The sequence below is a fragment of the Streptomyces sp. NPDC091972 genome, from assembly GCF_044756385.1.
Taxonomy (GTDB): domain Bacteria; phylum Actinomycetota; class Actinomycetes; order Streptomycetales; family Streptomycetaceae; genus Streptomyces.
The window spans coordinates 14782-33741 of record NZ_JBIVSV010000010.1; the positions used below are offsets into that span (position 1 = coordinate 14782).

Consider the following 18960-nt stretch of genomic DNA (forward strand, 5'->3'; position numbering starts at 1 on the left):
CCGCGGCAGGGCTCAGCCGAACTGCACCGACCGCTTGGCCATGCCCATCCAGAAGCCCTCGATGACGGACTTCTGCGTGTCCAGCTCGCCGCTCACGTCCGCCGCGCCCATGGTGACGAAGAGGGGGGCGAAGTGCTCGGTGCGGGGGTGGGCGTAGCGCCCGGCCGGGGCCTTGTCGAGGAAGTCGAGCAGGGAGTCCACGTCCCGCGCCTCCAGGGCCCGCCGGCCCCAGTCGTCGAACTCGGAGGACCAGGTGGGCACGCCGGGGCCGGTGTGGCGCAGGGCGGCGAGGTTGTGGGTGAAGAAGCCCGAGCCGACGATCAGGACGCCCTCGTCGCGCAGCGGGGCGAGCTTGCGGCCGATCTCCATGAGCTTGACGGGGTCGAGGGTCGGCATGGAGATCTGGAGGACGGGGATGTCCGCCTCGGGGAACATCTCGACGAGCGGGACGTAGGCCCCGTGGTCCAGTCCGCGGTCCGGGATGTCCTGCACGGGGGTGCCGGGGGCGCGCAGCAACTTGCGGACGGACTCGGCGAGTCCGGGTGCGCCGGGGGCGTCGTACGTCACCCGGTAGTAGTGCTCGGGGAAGCCCCAGAAGTCGTGGACGAGCGGGACGGGGGTGACCGCGCCGAGGGCGAGGGGGGCCTCCTCCCAGTGGGCGGAGACCATGAGGATCGCCTTGGGGCGGGGCAGGTCCGCGGACCAGGCGGCGAGCTCACCGGGCCAGATCGGGTCGTCGGCGAGCGGCGGGGCCCCGTGACTCAGGTAGAGGGCGGGCATGCGCTCCAGCGTGTCGGCGGACATGGCGGGGACTCCTCCGGGGCTTCCGATGCGACTGATGCTTAAAATTTAAAGCTTCTACTCGCATGACTGTACGCCTCATTTGTTTAAGCTTCAAGGAGAGAGCTCGTAGAGTGGGACACATGAACACGGCATCCGCCCCCCACGAGGAGCCCCAGTGGCTCGACGACGAAGAGCAGCGCATCTGGCGCTCCTACGTACACGCCACGACCCTGCTCGAGGATCACCTCGACCGCCAGCTCCAGCGGGACGCGGGCATGCCGCACATCTACTACGGGCTGCTCGTCGGCCTCGCCGAGGCCCCGGACCGGCGGCTGCGGATGACCGAGCTGGCCATGAAGGCGAAGATCACCCGCTCCCGCCTCTCGCACGCGATCGCCCGCCTGGAACGCAACGGCTGGGTGCGGCGCGAGGACTGCCCGGACGACCGGCGCGGCCAGTTCGCGGTGCTCACGGACCCGGGCCTGGAGATGCTGCGGAGCGCCGCGCCGGGCCATGTGCGGGCCGTGCGCAACGCCCTGTTCGACCGGCTCAGCCCGGAACAGCAGAAGTCCCTCGGCGAGATCATGCAGATCGTCGCCGAGGGACTCCAGCCGAACGAGGCGGGCGCGGACCTGCCCTGGCTCCGCTGAGCCGCTCACTCAGCGAGAACCAGGGCAGTTCCTGGGGCCGTGCGTACGGAGCGTCCCCATCCCCGTACGCACGAGGTCTTCGAAGGGGTACGACCGGACGGTCGTCGTCAGTGGGCGACGACCGGTACCGCCAGCTCCTCCTCCGCGCCCTCACCGGCACCGGCCACGGCGGACGTGTCCGGACGGCCGGCGTTGACGAGGGTGCCGACGATCACGGCGGCGAGCACCAGCATGCCGACGGCGAACCAGATCGCGTTGGTGTAGCCGTGCACCTGGCCCTCCAGCGCCACCAGCTGCTGCTGGGACTTGGAGGCCGCGGACCCGATGTGGTCCTTGATGTACGCGGTCGTGGCCGAGGCCGCGATCGTGTTCAGCAGGGCCGTACCGATCGCGCCGCCCACCTGCTGCGAGGTGTTGACCATCGCGGAGGCGACACCGGCGTCCCGGGGCTCGACGCCCAGGGTGGCCAGGGACATGGCCGGCATGAAGGCCGTACCCATGCCGAGGCCGAGCAGCAGCATCGCGGGCAGGATCGTCGAGGCGTACGACGAGCCGATCTCGAGCTGGGTCATCAGGAGCATGCCGACCGCGGCGACCAGGAAGCCGGGGGCCATCAGCATGCGGGCCGGCAGGCGGGTCATCAGACGGGTGCCGATCTGGGTGGAGCCGACCATCATGCCGACGATCATCGGCATGAAGGCGAAGCCGGTCTTGATCGGCGTGAAGCCCTTCACGATCTGCAGGTAGTAGGTGAGGAACAGGAAGGTGCCGAACATCGCGATGATCGCGATGCCGAGGGAGAGGTAGATCCCGCCGCGGTTGCGGTCGGTGATCACGCGCAGCGGCAGCAGCGGGGCCTTGACCTTGGCCTCGGTGACGACGAACGCGATCAGCAGCACGGCCGACGCGACGAACATGCCGACGGTCACGGAGTCGCCCCAGCCGTCGGACTCGGCGCGGGTGAAGCCGTAGACCAGCGCGACCAGGCCCAGGGTGGACAGCAGGACGCCGGGGATGTCGAGCGGGTTGCGGTTGCGGCCGCCCTCGGGCTCACGGATGACGAAGTACGCGCCGAGCGCGGCCACGATCGCGAACGGGATGTTCACGAAGAAGGTCCAGCGCCAGTCCATGTACTCGGTCAGCACACCGCCGAGGATGAAGCCCACGGCACCGCCACCGCCGGCGATGGCGCCGTAGATGCCGAACGCCTTGGCGCGCTCCTTGGCGTCCGTGAACATCACGGCGAGCAGGGAGAGCGCGGCGGGCGCGAGCAGGGCGCCGAAGACACCCTGGAGGGCGCGGGCGCCGAACATCATGGCGCCGGAGGTCGCGGCACCGCCGAGCGCGGAGGCCGCGGCGAAGCCGATCAGGCCGACGACGAAGGCGTTCTTGCGGCCCCACAGGTCGGCTATGCGGCCGCCGAAGAGCAGGAGCCCGCCGAAGGCGAGGGCGTAGGCCGTGACGACCCACTGCCGGTTGCCGTCGGATATGCCGAGGTCGGTCTGGGCCGACGGCAGGGCGATGTTCACGATGGTGGCGTCGAGGACGACCATGAGCTGGGCGAGCGCGATGAAGACGAGCGCTTTCCAGCGGTTGGCGTCACCGGACGGAGCCGGTGTGCCGGGAGCCTTTGCGGCTGTTTCAGACATGGGGGTACCCACTTCGGGACTTCGGAACGGAAAAGGTGATCGAGGACGTACTAAGGACTGGTCTGGTGTTCTGAACTCATCGGCGCCGGATCAGGTCAGGCCCGGCGCAGGTCCTCCAGGGTCGTGGCCGCGCCCGGGAGGATGGAGCGGGCCGGGGCCCGCAGTCCGTCCAGGAACAGCTGGAGATGGCGGTGGACGAACCGGTCGACCTGGAAGCAGGCGGTGCCCGCCGGCGGCCGGCTGAGCTGGGCGACCACGAGCAGCAGGTCACCCGAGTCCACGTCGGTACGGAGCTGGCCGGCCGCCTTCGCGCGGTTCATGAGCTCGACGATGAGCTCCTCGCACCGCACGCGCGCGGCCTCCAGGTCCGGGTGGTTCTGGTCGAAGGTGCTCTGGATCATCGGGCACAGCGCGCTGATCCGCTCGTCGGCGGCGGTGTGCACGAAACGCTCCAGCGCCCCGAAGGCGTCGCCGGTCTCCGCGAGCGCGATCTCGGCCGCCTCGGTGGTGCGGTCCATGACCGAGCACACCACCTCACGGACGAGCGCGTCGCGGTCGGGGAAGTTGCGGTACACCGTGGCGTTGCCGACGCCGGCCCGGCGGGCGATCTCGTCGAGCGGCACGTCGGGGCCGAACTCGGTGAACATCTCGCGGGCGGCGCTGACGATCCGCTCGCGGTTGCGCAGGGCGTCGGCACGGGGCCGGGGCGCCTTGCGCTGCGCGGTCGTCGTGGCGGTCACGGTGCACTCCTCTGGTCGAAGACTTGAAGCTCCACGATCCGGGGAGGCAGTCCCCGTTTCGCTCGGACACAGGTCTAAACGGGGAGACGCTCCCCGGTTATTTCGGGTTGAGGGAAAAACATGTTGTGACCTGAGTCACAGATCCGCGATACCCACGTTCGGTCTCCTCCAGCGCGCGTGCGCCCCTGCCCCGGCACAGGGTGATCGGAGAGGAGCAGCCCTCCGACCAGCGGCTGCCGCGCTCCGAGAGGTGCTCGCATGCCGTGGACCAGACGTCGCATACGCCCGCGCCGCGTCGCCGCCCTCACCTCCGTGGCCGCGCTCACCCTCGCGGTCAGCACCGCGGCCGGCACCGAGCGCCCCGCCTCCGGGACCACGACCGCCGGCCCGGTCGCCGTGGCCCGCCCCGACTCCCACGGCGCCTGTCAGATCAGCGGCGGCCCGGCCGTCCAGATGTCCGAGGGCCTGCCCACGCCCGGCGGCTACTCGCGCTCCACCGGCACCGTCCACGCCCTCACGCTGATGATCGACTTCTCCGACGCGCCGGGCTCCGGCACTGCTCTCGATCGCTTCCGCGAGTTCTTCCCCCAGACCCAGGACTGGTTCCGCACCAGTTCCTACGGCCGCCTCGACTACCGTCCCGAGACCCCGATCACCGACTGGCTGCGCATGCCGAAGTCCTTCCGGGCCTACGGCATAGAACGCGGCGCCCCCTTCGACCCCGGCTACCGCCGGCTCGTCCAGGACATCGTGGCCGCCGCAGACCCCAGGGTGGACTTCCGGTCGTACGACTTCCTGAACGTCCTGGTGACCCCGAACGCCGGCCCCTCCGCCCTGGACACGGTCCTGTCGGTGACCTTCGCCGGCAACACCGACGCCCCCGTCGCCGACGGCGTCCCCGTCGCCAACGCCTCCTTCGTGTACTCCCGCCAGGACGACGGCTCCGGTTCCTACCCGCAGACCGGCTACCGGGTCCTGCCCCACGAGAACGGCCACGTCTTCGGCCTGCCCGACCTCTACACCCAGAACGGCGGGGGCGCGGTCGGCCACTGGGACATCATGAGCGAGGACTGGGGCGCCAACAACGACCTTCTCGGCTGGCACAAGTGGAAGCTGGGCTGGCTGGACTCGACGCAGGTCAACTGCGTCACGGCGCGCGGCACTTCGGAGTACACGCTGACTCCGCTGGCCCGGCCCGGCCTCGGCACCAAGCTCCTGTTCGTCCCCCTCGGCCGCCGCACCGGCTACGCGATCGAGCTCCGCACCCGCGAGGGCAACGACGAGACGGTGTGCCGGCCGGGCGTCCTGGTCTACAAGGTCGACGCGGACGTGGACACCGGGCGGGGCCCGGTCCGCGTGTACGACGCGCACCGCGACAGCGGCGGCTGCACCCGCAGCCCCAACGTCCACGCGGAACTCTCGGACGCCCTGTTCACGACCGGGGAGGAGTTCCGGGACCCGGCCCGGGATGTCCGGGTACGGGTGGTGGGGGCGGACGGGGGCGGGGACGGGGGCGGAGGCTATCGGGTCTGGGTGACGCGGGGGTGACGGGGGCGGGGGCGGGCGTTGTCGGGTCTGGGTGACGCCGGGGGACGTCGAGGCGACCCGGGGACGGGGACAGGGACGGGATCGTGGGTCCCCTCCGGGGTGGCGCGCCGCCAGGGCCGAAGGCGGACCGACCGCCGGCTCCCCCGGGCCCGTGGCGCGTGGCGGGCGCCCCGGCGGATTACCGTAGGCCTGCCGTGACCGCCGTACCGGAGAGCCGATGCCCGCTGAGACGACCACTCCCCCGCCGGTACCGGAGTCCGCCGCGCCGGCCGAGGCGGTCGAGCCGCTGATCCGGGGGGTCAGGGTGCTGCGGGAACTGACCGACGCGGGCGGCACGCTGAGCCTGAGCGGTCTGGAGCGGGCGACGGGCCTGGCGCGTTCCACGGTCGACCGCGTCACGTCGACCCTGGCCCGGATGGGATACGTCCGCCTCGACGGCCGGGACGCGGTGGCGACCCCACACCTCATGGAACTCGGCAACGCCTATCTCGCCGCCCTGCGCCTGCCCGCCCTGCTGTCCGGTCGGGCCGACGCCCTCGCCGACGAGCTGGACGAGTCGGTGTCGCTGGCGGTCGCCGACCGCGACGGCATCCGCTTCATCCACCAGGCCACCCGCCGCCGCGCGATGTCCCTCAGCTTCCGCATCGGCGACCTGCTGCCCGCCGAACGCACCGCGCCGGGGCCCCTGTTCGCGTCCGAGTGGACGGACGACGACTGGCGGGTGTGGCGCGCCCGCCGGGCGGCGGACCCGGAGAACCGGGGCTTCCCGGCCGTACCCCCACGGCAACTCCCGCTCCGAGAGGGTGACTTCGAGGCGACGGCGGCACGGGCGGGCCGGGACGGGTGGGCCCTGGACGACCAGTTGATCGAACCGGGCCTGGTGGCGGTCTCCGTCCCCGTACGGGAACCGCGTACGGGCCGGATCGCCTGCGTGGCCAACGTCGTGAGCCACACCAGCCGGCACACGGCGACGGACCTGCGCGACACCCTGCTGCCGCGACTGCGGGCGACGGTCGCCGAGATGGAACGCGCGCTGGCCACCGCCCCCGAGCCGGACCCGGGCCCGCCGCCCACCGGGTCGGCCGCCTGGATCGGCGCGTCCAAGATCGCACTGGGCCGGGACTTCGTCGAGTCCCTCGCACGCGGGCTGACGGTCCTGACGGCCTTCGGAGAGGGCAGGGCCGCGCTCACCCTGACGGACGTGGCCCGGGCGACCGGCCTGGCCCGCGCGACGGCCCGCCGCGCCCTGATCACCCACGAACACCTGGGCCTGGTCCGCCAGCAGCCGGACTCCCGCACCTTCGCCCTCACCCCCCGCGTCCTCTCCCTCGGCTTCCCGCCCCTGTCCCGTACGACCCTCCCCCGCATCGCCGCCCCGCACCTGGCGGACCTCTCGGCACGGGTGGGCGAGTCGACGGCCCTGGCGATCCTGGTGCCGTCGGGGCCGGACTCCGCCCCGGAGATCCAGTACACGGCGCGGGCCGTGTCCCCGCGGATCATGGGCGTCGACATCAGGGTGGGCACCCGGCTGCCGGCGGCGGCGACCTCGCTGGGCCGGGTGCTGCTCCCGGACGCCCCGGACCACGCCCTCCTAGACGAGGACTGGGAGGACGGGCTGCGCACGATCGCCGTCCCCCTCCACGACCGCGCGGGCCGGGTCGTCGCCGCCGTGAACGTGGCCCTGCACGCGGCGGGCCGCACGGCGCAGGAGTGCGTCGAGGAACTCCTCCCGGAACTCCGGCTCACGGCGACCCGCATCGAGGACGAGCTGCACGCGGCCGGCCACTTCACGAAGGTCCCCCTGTTCTGACGCGGGGGAACCCCCACGCCGTCGCCCAACAGATCCGGTACGCTGACGCCAGTGACCTTCACGGCCACCGTCCGCCTTCGTAGCTCAGGGGATAGAGCACCGCTCTCCTAAAGCGGGTGTCGCAGGTTCGAATCCTGCCGGGGGCACCAGGCAAAAGGCCCCGGACCGATCATGGTCCGGGGCCTTTTGACGGCACCATCTGACGACAGTCGCCTTTCAGGCAGCCGGTCGCCGTCGCTTCAGCAGCGCTGGGTGTCCTGCACGATGTGCGTGTACACGTCCACGGTGATGCTGATCCGACTGCGCCCGAGGATCTCCATCACGACACGGGGAGCCACCCGGCAGCGGTGAGCAGCGTGGCGCACCCGTGCCGGGCATCGTGCAGCCTGATCACGCGGAGGCCGGCGGACTGGGCGGCGCGGGTGAAGGAGCGGTAGACGTTCCGCGGCTCGACCGGGCGCCCGGTACGGGTGGCGAAGACGTATCCACTATCCACCGTCATCCCACGACTCCCCCGCACGCTGCTTGGCAGCCACCTGCCGCATCCGGTGCCAGCGCAGCAGAGTGATGCCGCTGAGTCTGCGGGCGGATGTACAAGGCGCCGCTCCTACGCGCCGAGCCCTGCACGGTGACGCTCACCCAGGCCCGTCTCGCATCACATGGACTATCCAGCCTGTGATCTTCCTGCCGCTGGCACACCGCGGGGCCGAACTCCCTTCCTGAGCTCACGACTTCAAACCGCGCACAGAGCCTCACACGCCCCGACAGGCCGACTGAGTTACAACTTTCTCTACTGGTTCAAGGCGGCTCGCTCCGCTCCCCGCGCGCGGCCCGGCCGGCGCCCGTGCCGCGCTCAAAGCATGCAGCCGCCTGATCCTAGAGAGGGGGTACGTCGTGGCTAGGGCGGTCGGCTCCACGGTGCCACTTCGGCGCGAGCCTCGAAGGTCATGGTCCCAACGTCGTGCTGCACCGGGCATGTCCACAGACTGCCCGACGCGCCGGAAGCTTACGGGGCCATGATCACTCCCGCCAAAGCAGCACCGCCCCAAAGCCGCTCCACCGACCTTGAAACCTCGCCCGACCGCTTTCCGACCTCACATCGGCCCAGTCCAGCGTCCATCGACGCCCAGAATCACAACGGCCGCTAGACTGCCGAGGATCATGGCAGGGGGACGGTATCTTGCTAGAGGATGCAGCGCGAGCACGCCAGCGGGAAGCCAAGCTGCTACAAGAGCACGACCAGTTGTGCGGCGCTGTCTACTTGGTTGGATACGTCGTCGAATGCAAACTGAAAACTCTCCTGAACAAAAAGGGAAAATCATTCCCTCGATCAGGTTCGGCTGGACACGACCTTCGAGGGCTCTGGGATGCGGCCGGACTCAGAAGCCAGGATCTAAGCGGCCACAAGAAGGCCTTCATGGATACGTGGACAACGAGTCTCAGATACAGCGCCAAGTTGCCTGACGGATCATCGGCAGAAGAACTCCTCCGCGGAGCACAAGAACTAGCATCATACGTAACCTCTCGAATTCGTTACGCTCGACCGCACAACAAAGGAGGAAAGCGATGACCGGCGAGGCCACGACTAATCGATCTGTCCGGCAGAAGATCGAAGGAAACGCCCGTTCCGCCGGTGTTACTGATGCTCAAATTTACGTCGCTGAAGACGGATTTGGATCTTATCTGGTTCGAGTTGTTCACGAATCACTGAGTGCACTAGATGATTCAGAACGACGCAAGTTGCTCCTTAAGGGAGTGTCAAATATTGTTTCGACTGCCGAGCTAATCACTCCCAGCGAAGAAGAATGGTACGGCCCACCATTCAGTGAAGCTACCGGCCAGATGCCACTTTGGCATGAAGTCCTAGGCCGTCCCCTCTCAGCGGATGAACTCACATTCGCTACAGACCTTGACCAGGACATCGAACTTCCGGCCATCGTTACCTTCTATTCTCTACGAGGTGGTGTCGGACGCACCACTGCGCTTGCAGCTGCTGCACGAATCCTGTCTGAGCGTGGACGCCGCTTGCTTTGCGTTGACATGGATCTCGAAGCGCCGGGACTGGCCACCGTCTTGGGCTGCCCCGAACCCAGGGAGGATCAGGGAGTGCTCCCCCTTCTCCTTGCTCTAGAGCGCGGAGAAGAAGTCGATATCAGGGATCACGTGCTGCGAGTCAACGAGGGTGAGGAGCTCTATTGCCTGCCGGCAGGGCAACTCAGCAGCGATTACGCCGATCGGCTTCGCCTCCTTGACCCTGAAATTTGGTACAGAGAGGCCAACAATCCACTTCACCAACTCTTGCAGTTGGCAAAAGAGTCAGCGCTTGAGCCGGATCTGATTCTTCTGGATTCCCGCACTGGAATCTCGCCAGTGGCCGCACCTCTTTTGTTCGACGTTTCAGATCTAGCCGTCATTTGCTTTTACCCCCACCCCCAGGCAGAACGGGGGACTGAGCTTCTTGTGAAAGCTCTCATGTCGGCCAAGAGTCGTAGGGCAACATCCGACACTCCACTCACACCTGAACCACGGTTCATCGTTTCTCCAGTGCCCCCCGGACCGTCCGCGGATACCGTGCTCACCCGCGCAATCACATGGATCGACCACTGGATCGGTGATGCTCAAAGCCGCCGCGCTGAAGAATATGATCCCCTCCGAGCAGACGAAATTACTCATGCAGTAAGCTACTCGCCGGATACTGCCTTTCGAGACAAAGTGAGCAACGGTGTAGCAAATCGTGAGGCGTACGGAGCCGTGGCAGATTGGCTTGAACAGCTGCTGCCCCAAACCTACGCGCTTTCAGCTTCAAGCAGAAATCGAAAGCATGACGTTCTTCAGCAACTCGACTTCTCTACTGGCACGGCAGAGCAGCAAGCCAGCCTTCTAGATGACTTCGTGCACACACGCGTAGCGCAACAAGCACTTGACGCTCGATCCCCGCTGGTAATTGGCCGTAAGGGAACGGGAAAGACGGCCGTCTTCCGCTGGCTCATGGAGAGATATCGCGAAGACGAAAACCCAGTTGTCGTCTTCTCCCCTCACGCCTTCAGGAACTCCTACAAGTGGACTCTCAGCTCCCAGGCTCTGGAGATTGTTGAAGCTGAATTTCCAGGGGAGTCCTCGTGGACCACCTTCTGGCCTTGTTACACGGCACTAGCCGCATACTTCGCCTTGCCGCAAGAGGAGCGTGCAGACCCGCCCGCCAGATTCGAAATCACCAAAGAATCTCTTGATGCCGTCTACGACGAACTGTCTACACTCGACGTAATCAAGCATATGATGAACCGCCCCATGGCCGGGCTTCTCGGATCTCGATGGCTGCGAGACATCAACAGCAGTGCAAAAAACCGGCACATGCTTCTCTTTGACGGCCTTGATACGGGATTCGGCAACAATGCCGAGAGCCGGAAGAGAAGGACTCGAGCTGTAACGGGTTTGATGACCTTCCTCACAGAGTCAGAAGCGCACCTTACTTCGTTGTCTTTCAAGGTGATGCTCCGGGTGGACATCTGGCAACAGCTTCGATTCGAGAACAAGAGTCATCTTTATGGGCGCTCTGTTCAGCTTATGTGGCGGGATCAGAACGACTATTTCAAGACCGTGCTTAAACAGGCCGTACGTAGTGATATCTATCGGGAGATGCTCGCGGAAACGCGGGTGGGTCCGTCTGTCGACGATTGGCGTGACGATGAGGTGCGCCGCGCATGGAACGTACTTGTTGGAGAGCGAATGAAGGGAGGTAAGACAACCTTCACACGTAACTGGGTGTGGAACCGTCTAGCCGACGGGCAAGGAGATCACGGACCGCGCTCACTGTCCCAGCTTTTCCATGAGGCCGTCCAATGGGAAAGGCGGGAAGAGACGCGGAGTAGTTACGACCGCAGCATCATGAGGCCACGAGCTCTCGTGCCTAGCCTTGACAAGGTTAGCGTGGAAGCGCTTAGCGCTCTACAAGAAGAGTTCCCAGAGCTTGAAGGCGTTGTCGAAGCTCTGAGGAGCTTGCGGAGAACCCCGATCGAACCGGGCGAAATCGAAGCGGTTGACCCAAGCGCTGCCGAGCGCGTAGACCTCGCTCTCGAAGTGGGTCTCTTGGAGATCTACGAGGGCACGCAAGACGACGTACGTCGGTACAGAGTGCCCGATCTGTACAGGCTCGCTCTGGGGCTGACGCGACGAGGTCAGGCATAGCCAACGATGATGGGAGCTCCTCAGGCGGCACAGAACGCGGCCCGATTAGATCGGCGCTCGGACAGCGGGCTGTGCCCTGAGTGTCTAATTGCGTGACAACGCCGGAAAACAGACGCGGAAAAACGCGAAGACGTGCGGACCATCAGCGCTGGTGAGACCGGCATCAGTCCAGGCAACGCTCCCGTCCAAGTTGCTTCGGGACGAAGAGGTCGTGGATTCAAGTGCCGCAGCCATGAAGGAGAAGTGCCAGCCCAGGGCAGCCTGGCAACTGGGTCTACAAAGTGGGCTGGCTCTCCAGCAGCGTTTCCACCGTCAGGGTTCCTGTCAGCGTGCTAGTCACCCGCGGGGTCACGGAAGTCGATCAGCGACCAGATGGTGCAGCCCCAGTCCTAGGTCAGCACCAGCACGTGAGTCAACCGGCGAAGGCGAGTGCTGGCCCCAGGGCGTGAACCTCGCGGAGTGGCTAGGCAACGGGAACCCGATGACCTCTTCCGCCGCGGCGACAGCCTCCGGCGTTGCGGGCGATGGCAAAGTCCCCTCCCTCGCTACGACCCGCAACGCCTCGACAACCTCATCATCAGTCACTGGACTATGCTCTCAGCCCAACGTAGTCGGGCGTGCCAGATGTAAGCCAGGTCTTTCGGAGGGCCACGGCGAACAGCGGGGAACAATTGATGGCCACTTCCGCCCCACTCCAGGTTCAACGAAGGTCACAACAGGCAGCGCCTTCAGGAAACCCGAGCTTCCCAAACTGATGGCCCAGTGCCTTCTACCGCGTTCGCGCCAGGCAGAACCTCGTACGATCAGCGTCCATGACAGAGACAGGCGAAGAATTGCGTTGGCTGGAGCAGTGGTACCGCGCCCAGTGTGACGGTGACTGGGAGCACGAGTGGGGCGTTCGGATTGCAACGCTCGACAACCCAGGCTGGACAGTGGAAATCGATCTTGAAGAGACGCCCCTGTCAGGCTGGCCCTACGAGAGGACGGCCATCCGGCGCAGCGACTCCGACTGGGTGATGGCGACGGTGTCGGACGAGGTCTACCAAGCGTCCTGCGGTCCGCTCAACCTTGGGGAAGTGCTGCGTCTGTTCCGCGACTGGGCTACCTCGATGAGCGACGAGCGTTAGCCAACGACGGCTCACGACCGGGTCCGGCCGTCTCAGTCTCCGTCTCATTCACCGTCGCTCACTGCCGTTCAGACCAAGCCTAAAGGCGTTGCCACAAAGGTGGCCGGTCACCCACGAACGCTGGTGAACGCCCCTGAACGCCGCCCCGAGAGGCACCACAGTTGGAGAGCGTGCGCGGGATGCCATGAAGACCGCCGTCAGATCGTGCGCGGCTCGCTGTCAGTCCTGCCCTGTACGGTCCCGACCATGGCTGAGAGACCAACTACAAGCTGGCGTCACGGCATAGCGGAGGAAGCCCAAGAGCTTGCCGCCGGCACCCTTGATCCTGACTGCGCCTGCATGGCAGAACTGTTCCCCGAGAAGCTGCTCACGGCAACTGACGCTGTCCTCGACACCTTCGAGGGTGAGCTTCCCGGACTTGGCAAGGCCGGCGACGAGCAAGTCTTCGCTGTGGTGGAACGCATCGTCCTGGCCCTGAACGCGGTAGACGAGGCTCACAATGGGGGCGCCTTCGAAACCGACGAGCGTGAGGAGCTGTGCGACTACATCGACGAGTCGCTCACCGAGCACGGCGTCGATGTAGTTGCGCTGACGGCCCGCCACGGACTGGGGCGCTACCAGCTCACGGACAGGTGGCGGAAGTGGTAGGTCCGCTCAGGAGCGCGACTTACTGAGCGCGCACCACCCCGCACCAGCAGCGCACCAGTTGAGGCGGGGAACAGCGGGGAATCACGGTGAAGACAGCCGGACCCAAGAGACCATGCCTCGACCGTTCACCCAGGTCAGCGCACGAACCCGCCTTCAAATGCCCGCAGAGCTTCCCCAACTGATGGTCAACCGCCCGTCTTGACCTCATAGGTGCGCCCTGATCGGCTGGTCTCATGGCCACGGACCCCAGCGAGTACGAGAAGGCAATGCCCATAGTGGCTGCCCACCTGGCGAAGATCGAGCGGGCGGTCAACCGAACACGCGGCTCTCACGCGGGGCAACCGTACGCGGCAGTCCACCAAGCGCTTGTCGAAGCACTGCAGCAGGAGGACGCTCAACGGGTCGTCCCGCAGGTCGTCGACGAGTTGGCGCGGCAGATCTCTGAGGCTCCCAGCGAGCCCCTTCCTGACATCAGCAGCTGACATCAACGGCGGCGAACGCTGACGCACCGCAGCGGTCACGGCCGGATCGACGCGCGCCCACCGAGCCCCGTTGCAGCACGCTGCGTCGCAGGGAGATCGAACGTCTAAAGCGAGTGTCGCAGGTTCGCATCCTGCCGGGGGCACAGACAGAAGGGCCAGCTCAGGAGGGGTTTCCTTCCAGGCTGGCCCCCAGCCGTTTCAGCGCCCGTGTCGCATCCGTGCCACTACCAGCCCGCTCGTCATGTGCGTGGCTCGGTCAGGAGGTATGCCTTCAGGATCGTCACCGCGTAGGTGTTGCCCGTGGTGTCGGTCAGGGTAGATTTGAGGGAGACCGAGCGGGCGTTACTCGGGTTTGTCAGGGTGAGGGTCATGTGGCCGCGGGTGGTGGTCACCGGGGTGGGGGACCAGGTGCTGCCGGCGTCGTAGGAGACCTTCACCGTCAGGGATTTGAGGTGGGTGGCCGCCGGGCCCTGGAGGGAGAGGGGGATCTTGGTGCGGCGGCCCGCTGAGGCCGTGCCGGTCGGGGTCAGCTTCGGGTGGAAGCGGACCGTGGAGAGGGGCAGGGGGCCCGAGTCCGAGGGGCTGGACGTGAAGGTCCAGGCCGCTGTCAGGCGGCTCGTGGTCGTGGCCACGCCTGGCGGGCGGGTCAGGTTGGTCCGGATCGTGTAGCGGGCCGGGGCGGACGGGAGCTTCTGCACGGTCTGGCAGAGGTCGCCGTCGTTGTCGAGCAGGGTGCTGCCGTCCGCGGTCACCGTGGTGTGGCGTTGCGCGGTGGAGGAGGCGGGGTGTCCGCTCCCGTCGGCGAGGTCGGGGACGCACAGGTCCAGGGTGTCGCCGTCGCGCCGCGCGCCGTACGGGCCGCCGGTGATCGGGCTGAAGACACCGACGTTGTACGTCGCCGCGTAGGTCCGGCCCGCCCGGTACGACCTCGCGCTCTCCGTGCCGTAGAAGACCTCGTCGTCTCCGGAGGCGTTTCGCTGGCCCAGGTTGGCCGTCCACTTGAAGCCCCTGGGCGTGGTGACGTAGATCTTCGCGGTCGTCGGCAGCGGGAAGGGGGCGCTCACCGTGCCCAGTGACAGGGTGGGGCCGCTCCACAGGACGTTGACGATGCCCTTGCGGTGGGCGGCGGACGAGCCGAAGTCGCGCTTCAGCAGGGCCAGTTCGTCCATGCGCGTGGTGTGCCGGTAGCCGGTGGGGAAGCGGTCGGGCAGGTTGTGGAGCAGGTGGTAGGTGGTGCTGCCCTTCTGCCACAGGCCGCCGAGCTGCGTGCTGAGCCTCCCGGGAGGGGCGGTCGGTCCCAGGGTCGCGGTGCGCAGGTTCTTGAACGTTCCCCAGAACAGGGTGCTGTTGTGCGGTTCGCTTCCGGTGGCCACGGCGAGGTTGAGCTGGCCGTCGGACATCCTCGCCCCCTGCGGTGCGGTGACCCCGACCGGCTTCGCCTTGCGCGCGTCGAAGACGACCGTGGTGTCCCCGGTCAGCGAGAGCCTCGGCCGGACCAGCGCGGAGGTGCCTCCGGGGTCGTCCAGCACGGTGTCCACGACGTAGTCGCCGCGCGGGACCCGCACCCGGTACACGCCCTTGGAGATCTGCTCGGAGTCCGCGAGGTTCGTGGTCCAGTACGTGCCCGGGTACCCGAGGATCTCCGTCAGCGGAGCGCTCACGAGCTTGCCGCCGCGGTCGAGGAACTTCAGGGTCAGGTCGTACGACTCGGCCTCGCGTACGACGCCGAAGGCGGTCCGTACGGCAGCCAGGTCGGCGCCGTTCCTCGCGGTGGCGACCAGCGTGCCCGAATAGGCGCCGTCCGCCGCCTCGACACGGGTGTCCGCGGTGAGGTCGACGCCGGCGGTGCCGCCCGCCGGGACGGTGAGCCGTGTGGTGCTCAGCGTGAACATGCCTTCGGGGGCCGTGCTGCCCCCGGGGCCGGTCGCGGTGGCCGTCAGGTCGAGGGTGACGGGGTGGTCGCCGTCGTTGCGGTAGATGAGGTGCCGGGTGGCCGGACGGTCGTCGGTGTGGGGCCACCGCTGCTTGCCGAAGGACACGGAGGTCTGTTCGCTCGCCACCGCCGCCTGAAGTGCCCGGGACACGTCGAGCCGGCCCGTTCCCTGCTGGTAGCCGGTCGCGCCGGTGGTCGGGGTGGTGGACGCGGTGAGCGCCTGCTTGATCCGTGCGCCGGTCCAGTCGGGGTGCCGCTGGGCGAGGATCGCGGCCGCCCCGGCGGCATGGGGTGTCGCCATCGACGTACCGGACATGGAGACGTAGCCGTCGGCGGCCGGGTCGCCCAGGTGGCCGTGCGCCGCCTTCGCCGAGACGATGTCGACGCCGGGTGCCGTGAGGTCCGGTTTCAGCGCGCTGTCGTCGGTCGGGCCGGTGCTGGAGAAGTCGGCGAGCCGGTCCTCGCCGTCGACGGCGCCCACGGTGAGCGCCGATTCCGCGGCCCCCGGCGAGTCGACGGTTCCCGCGTCGGGGCCCTCGTTGCCCGCCGCGGCGACGGTGAGCATGCCGGTGCTCTTCGCGAGGGCGTTCACCGCCGCCTCGACCGGGTCCTCCCCCGGGGTGTCCACCTGGCCCAGGCTGAGGTTGGCCACCTTGGCGCCCTGCCCGGCGGCCCACTCCAGGCCGGCGATGACGGACGAGTCGGTGCCCTCGCCGTCGTCGTTCAGCACCTTCGCGTTGAGGATCTTCGCGCTGGGTGCGACTCCCTTGTAGCGCCCACCGGAGCGGGCTCCCGAGCCCGCCACCGTCGCCGCGACATGCGTGCCGTGGCCGGCCTTGTCGTCGGTGCTGCCCGTGCCGCTGAAGTCCTTCGCTGTCGCCACCGCCGAGGCGAGGTCCGGGTGTGTGGTGTCGATGCCGGTGTCCAGGACGGCGACCTTGACGCCCTTGCCGTCGTATCCGGCCGCCCAGGCGGCCGGGGCGCCGATCTGTGCGACGCCGCCGCCCAACTCACCGGCGTTCGCGCCGTCTTCGTCCACCGGCGCCTTGAACCGGCCGTCCAGCCAGACCCGCGCGACTCCCCGCTCCGCGGTGAGGGCCTGCCACATGTCGACGGCCCCGGCCTTCGGCACGGTGATCGCGGCGCCCGCCACGCTGGGCAGCTCCCGGCGCACGGTGACGTCCGCGTCAGCGACCAGTGACTTCTGTGTGCTCCTGCGCTGGGCTGACCTGCCCTCGTACGACACGATCAGCGGGAGCGTGCCGCGCCGGGTGTCGTCGTAGCCGGCGCGAATCAGACCGCTGACGTCGAACAGCCGCATGTCCAGGACGCCTTGGCCGATCAGGGCGGCGGCGTCGGCGGGAACGACGTACTGGTCGCCCCCGACGCCGCGCACGGACACCGGGACGTGCTCACGGCCCGGGGCGTGCCGGACGCCCGTCACCCGGCCGCGTGCGTCCAGCCGGACCCGGTCGCCGGTGAGGAGGGTGACGTACCGGCCGGCCGCGGAGGCGGAGCCGGCGGGCGCCGCGAGGGTGGCGGTGGCGGTGTCCTGCGTCCGTACGCCGAGGCCGGAGCCCGTGGCCGCCACCGAGACGCCCGTCATCAGCCCCGCCGCCAGCAGGGCGGCCAGCGAGGCGCTTGTGGTTCTGTCGCGCATTCAGCTCGCCTGCCCCGGGAGCTGCTTGTCGGCGTCGACGAACGCGCGCTCGGTGATCGCGCTGGTGTGCGTGACGGTACCGACCTTGAGGGGATTGTCCGCCGTGGCCTTGACCACGACGATGCGCTCGCCGAGGAACCGCAGCGTCTTCTTGTCGAAGATCCACTCGATGCGCTCGCCGTCGACGGGGTTCTCCCGCGCGATCGCGACCCCGTGCCGGCCCGTGGCGTCGACCGCGTCGTTCACCGAGACGACTCCGGGGATCTTGGCCGCGGCCTTGTAGAGGGCGGCTCCGACCTCGGCGGGCGGGTAGCTCTCGAACAGCAGATCGCCGATCGCGACGAAGGCCGCCTGGTCGCGCGGGACTTCGGGGTCCCGGACGGCGTCCGACTCGCGGTAGATCCACCGGAGCAGCGTGTCGGGGTCGGTCGACAGCCCGGCCAGGGTGTTGTAGGCGCCGGTCAACGGGGTGTCGCCCTTCAGGGTGATGCCCTTGTCGCTCGTCTTGCCGGCCTCGATCAGCCAGCCGTCCCTGCCGTCGAGGGAGTTCCAGACCTGGCGGGAGTGCAGCTCGTCGCTGACCACCTCGCTCTTGTCGCCGACGGTCTTGATGTAGGTGTCGGCCACCTTCGAGGCGATGTAGATGTACTGGCCCTTGCGCGGGGTGGGCGCGGAGGTGTCGGCGGCGGCCAGGGAGATGCGTTCGAGGAGCTGGGGGGCGCCCTCGGGGTCGGCGACGCCGATGCGGGTGGTCAGTGCGGGGCCGGTGGCCAGGGCGGTCCTGCCGTCGTCCGCGCCGCCGCCGGTGAGGGCGAGACCGCCCACGACCGCGCCGGCCAGGGCGAAGGCCGCGGCGGGCAGCAGGACCGTACGGCGCAGGAACGGGTTGGAGCGCTTCACGGGCGCGACCGGAGAGGTGGCGGACGTGCGGGAGGAGGTGCGGAGGTCTTCGTGGATCCGGGCCATCATCTGCTCCTTGTGGAACTGGTGGCGGCCCGCCGGCAGATCCCGCTCGGCGGAGGGCAGCAGACCCTGCGTCTCCGTCCACTCGGCCGGGTGGGGCCGGTGGGAGGGGCTGGCGTTCATCGGTTTCCTTCCTGTGCGGACCGGACCGCGTATCCGCGATCGCCTGTTGTCTGCCGGTTGGTGCGGGTGGGTTCCCGTTTTTCTCCGAGCAGTTGCGCGTCGGTGAGCTTGCGCAGCTTGGAGCGGGCGCGGGAGAGGCGGGAGCGGACGGTGCCGACCGGGATGCCGAGGGCGCGGGCCGCCTCGGTGTACTCCATCCCCTCCCACAGGCACAGCGTCAGGACCTCGCGCTCGGGACGCCTGAGCAGGCTGAGGGCGGCGAGCGTGGCGTTGATACGGCGCCGGTCGTCCAGGCGTCCGGCGGTCTCCTCGGCATGGTCCTCGACCCGTTCCCCGGCGGCGTTCGCGGCTGCCGCGGCGCTCGCCGCGTTGCGGTAGCGGCGGTTGCTGCGGTGGTGGGAGCGAGCGACGTTGGTGGCGATGCCCAGCAGCCACGGCCGCAGCGAGCCGCCTTCGGCCTCGACCGAGGCACGGCGCCGCCACGCCTCCATGAAGGTCGTCGACATCACGTCCTCGGCCAGCGACCAGTCGGCGGTCAGCCGGAAGGCGTGGTTGTACACCGCGCGGGCGTACTCGTCGAAGAGTTCCGCGAAGGCGTCCGGATCTCCGTCTCGCACCCGGGTTCGCATATCTGTGGTCACGTCTTGAGCTGACGTACG

Annotated in this window: 13 protein-coding genes, 1 tRNA gene and 1 pseudogene; 8 read left to right on the forward strand and 7 right to left on the reverse strand. The window is 68.1% G+C overall.

Going from position 1 to position 18960, the window contains the following annotated elements:
• Positions 1–12: 12 nt before the first annotated feature.
• Positions 13–804: a dioxygenase gene (locus ACIQJT_RS27115; RefSeq protein ID WP_402647754.1), complete on the reverse strand. Its 792-nt coding sequence runs from the start codon at positions 802–804 to the stop codon at positions 13–15.
• Between the two features lie 119 nt (positions 805–923).
• Between ACIQJT_RS27115 and ACIQJT_RS27120 the strand changes: the two genes are divergently transcribed.
• Positions 924–1433, forward strand: coding sequence for a MarR family transcriptional regulator (locus tag ACIQJT_RS27120; protein WP_365451996.1), 510 nt, complete (start codon positions 924–926; stop codon positions 1431–1433).
• Between the two features lie 107 nt (positions 1434–1540).
• Here ACIQJT_RS27120 and ACIQJT_RS27125 read toward each other — a convergent pair whose 3' ends face one another.
• Together ACIQJT_RS27125 and ACIQJT_RS27130 are read right to left on the reverse strand one after the other, a co-directional pair.
• Complete coding sequence (locus ACIQJT_RS27125; protein ID WP_365451998.1) at positions 1541–3082, reverse strand: MFS transporter; 1542 nt, start codon at positions 3080–3082, stop codon at positions 1541–1543.
• A gap of 95 nt (positions 3083–3177) precedes the next feature.
• Positions 3178–3822, reverse strand: coding sequence for a helix-turn-helix domain-containing protein (locus ACIQJT_RS27130; protein WP_365452000.1), 645 nt, complete (start codon positions 3820–3822; stop codon positions 3178–3180).
• 258 nt (positions 3823–4080) lie between these two features.
• Between ACIQJT_RS27130 and ACIQJT_RS27135 the strand changes: the two genes are divergently transcribed.
• From ACIQJT_RS27135 to ACIQJT_RS27145, 3 genes are all read left to right on the forward strand, one after another.
• Entirely contained in the window at positions 4081–5370 is a 1290-nt protein-coding gene (locus ACIQJT_RS27135) for a M6 family metalloprotease domain-containing protein (protein ID WP_402647758.1), read from the forward strand.
• A 217-nt stretch (positions 5371–5587) separates the two neighbouring features.
• A complete protein-coding gene (locus ACIQJT_RS27140) occupies positions 5588–7180 on the forward strand; it encodes a helix-turn-helix domain-containing protein (protein WP_402647761.1) in 1593 nt (530 codons plus the stop codon).
• A 73-nt stretch (positions 7181–7253) separates the two neighbouring features.
• A tRNA-Arg gene (locus ACIQJT_RS27145) sits at positions 7254–7329 on the forward strand.
• Positions 7330–7419: 90 nt separating this feature from the next.
• Here ACIQJT_RS27145 and ACIQJT_RS27150 read toward each other — a convergent pair.
• Positions 7420–7749 (reverse strand): annotated as a pseudogene (locus ACIQJT_RS27150) (tyrosine-type recombinase/integrase); the annotation flags it as partial.
• Positions 7750–8746: 997 nt separating this feature from the next.
• On the opposite strand from ACIQJT_RS27150, the gene ACIQJT_RS27155 reads away from it, so the two are divergent.
• From ACIQJT_RS27155 to ACIQJT_RS27170, 4 genes are all read left to right on the forward strand, one after another.
• Positions 8747–11365, forward strand: coding sequence for a KGGVGR-motif variant AAA ATPase (locus ACIQJT_RS27155; RefSeq protein WP_402647763.1), 2619 nt, complete (start codon positions 8747–8749; stop codon positions 11363–11365).
• 812 nt (positions 11366–12177) lie between these two features.
• Positions 12178–12492: an immunity 53 family protein gene (locus ACIQJT_RS27160; protein ID WP_402647766.1), complete on the forward strand. Its 315-nt coding sequence runs from the start codon at positions 12178–12180 to the stop codon at positions 12490–12492.
• 246 nt (positions 12493–12738) lie between these two features.
• A complete protein-coding gene (locus ACIQJT_RS27165) occupies positions 12739–13140 on the forward strand; it encodes a hypothetical protein (protein ID WP_402647769.1) in 402 nt (133 codons plus the stop codon).
• 233 nt (positions 13141–13373) lie between these two features.
• Positions 13374–13622: a hypothetical protein gene (locus ACIQJT_RS27170; protein ID WP_365452008.1), complete on the forward strand. Its 249-nt coding sequence runs from the start codon at positions 13374–13376 to the stop codon at positions 13620–13622.
• Between the two features lie 239 nt (positions 13623–13861).
• Here ACIQJT_RS27170 and ACIQJT_RS27175 read toward each other — a convergent pair whose 3' ends face one another.
• The 3 genes from ACIQJT_RS27175 to ACIQJT_RS27185 are packed head-to-tail and all read right to left on the reverse strand — an operon-like array spanning position 13862 to position 18942.
• A complete protein-coding gene (locus tag ACIQJT_RS27175; protein WP_402647771.1) occupies positions 13862–17215 on the reverse strand; it encodes a S8 family serine peptidase in 3354 nt (1117 codons plus the stop codon).
• Positions 17216–18301 carry a CU044_5270 family protein gene (locus tag ACIQJT_RS27180; RefSeq protein ID WP_402647774.1) on the reverse strand — a complete coding sequence of 362 codons (1086 nt, stop codon included), beginning with the start codon at positions 18299–18301 and terminating at the stop codon, positions 17216–17218.
• Positions 18298–18942 carry an RNA polymerase sigma factor gene (locus ACIQJT_RS27185; protein WP_402647777.1) on the reverse strand — a complete coding sequence of 215 codons (645 nt, stop codon included), beginning with the start codon at positions 18940–18942 and terminating at the stop codon, positions 18298–18300. The genes ACIQJT_RS27180 and ACIQJT_RS27185 overlap by 4 nt, the downstream gene beginning before the upstream one ends.
• Between the last annotated feature and the right edge of the window lie 18 nt (positions 18943–18960).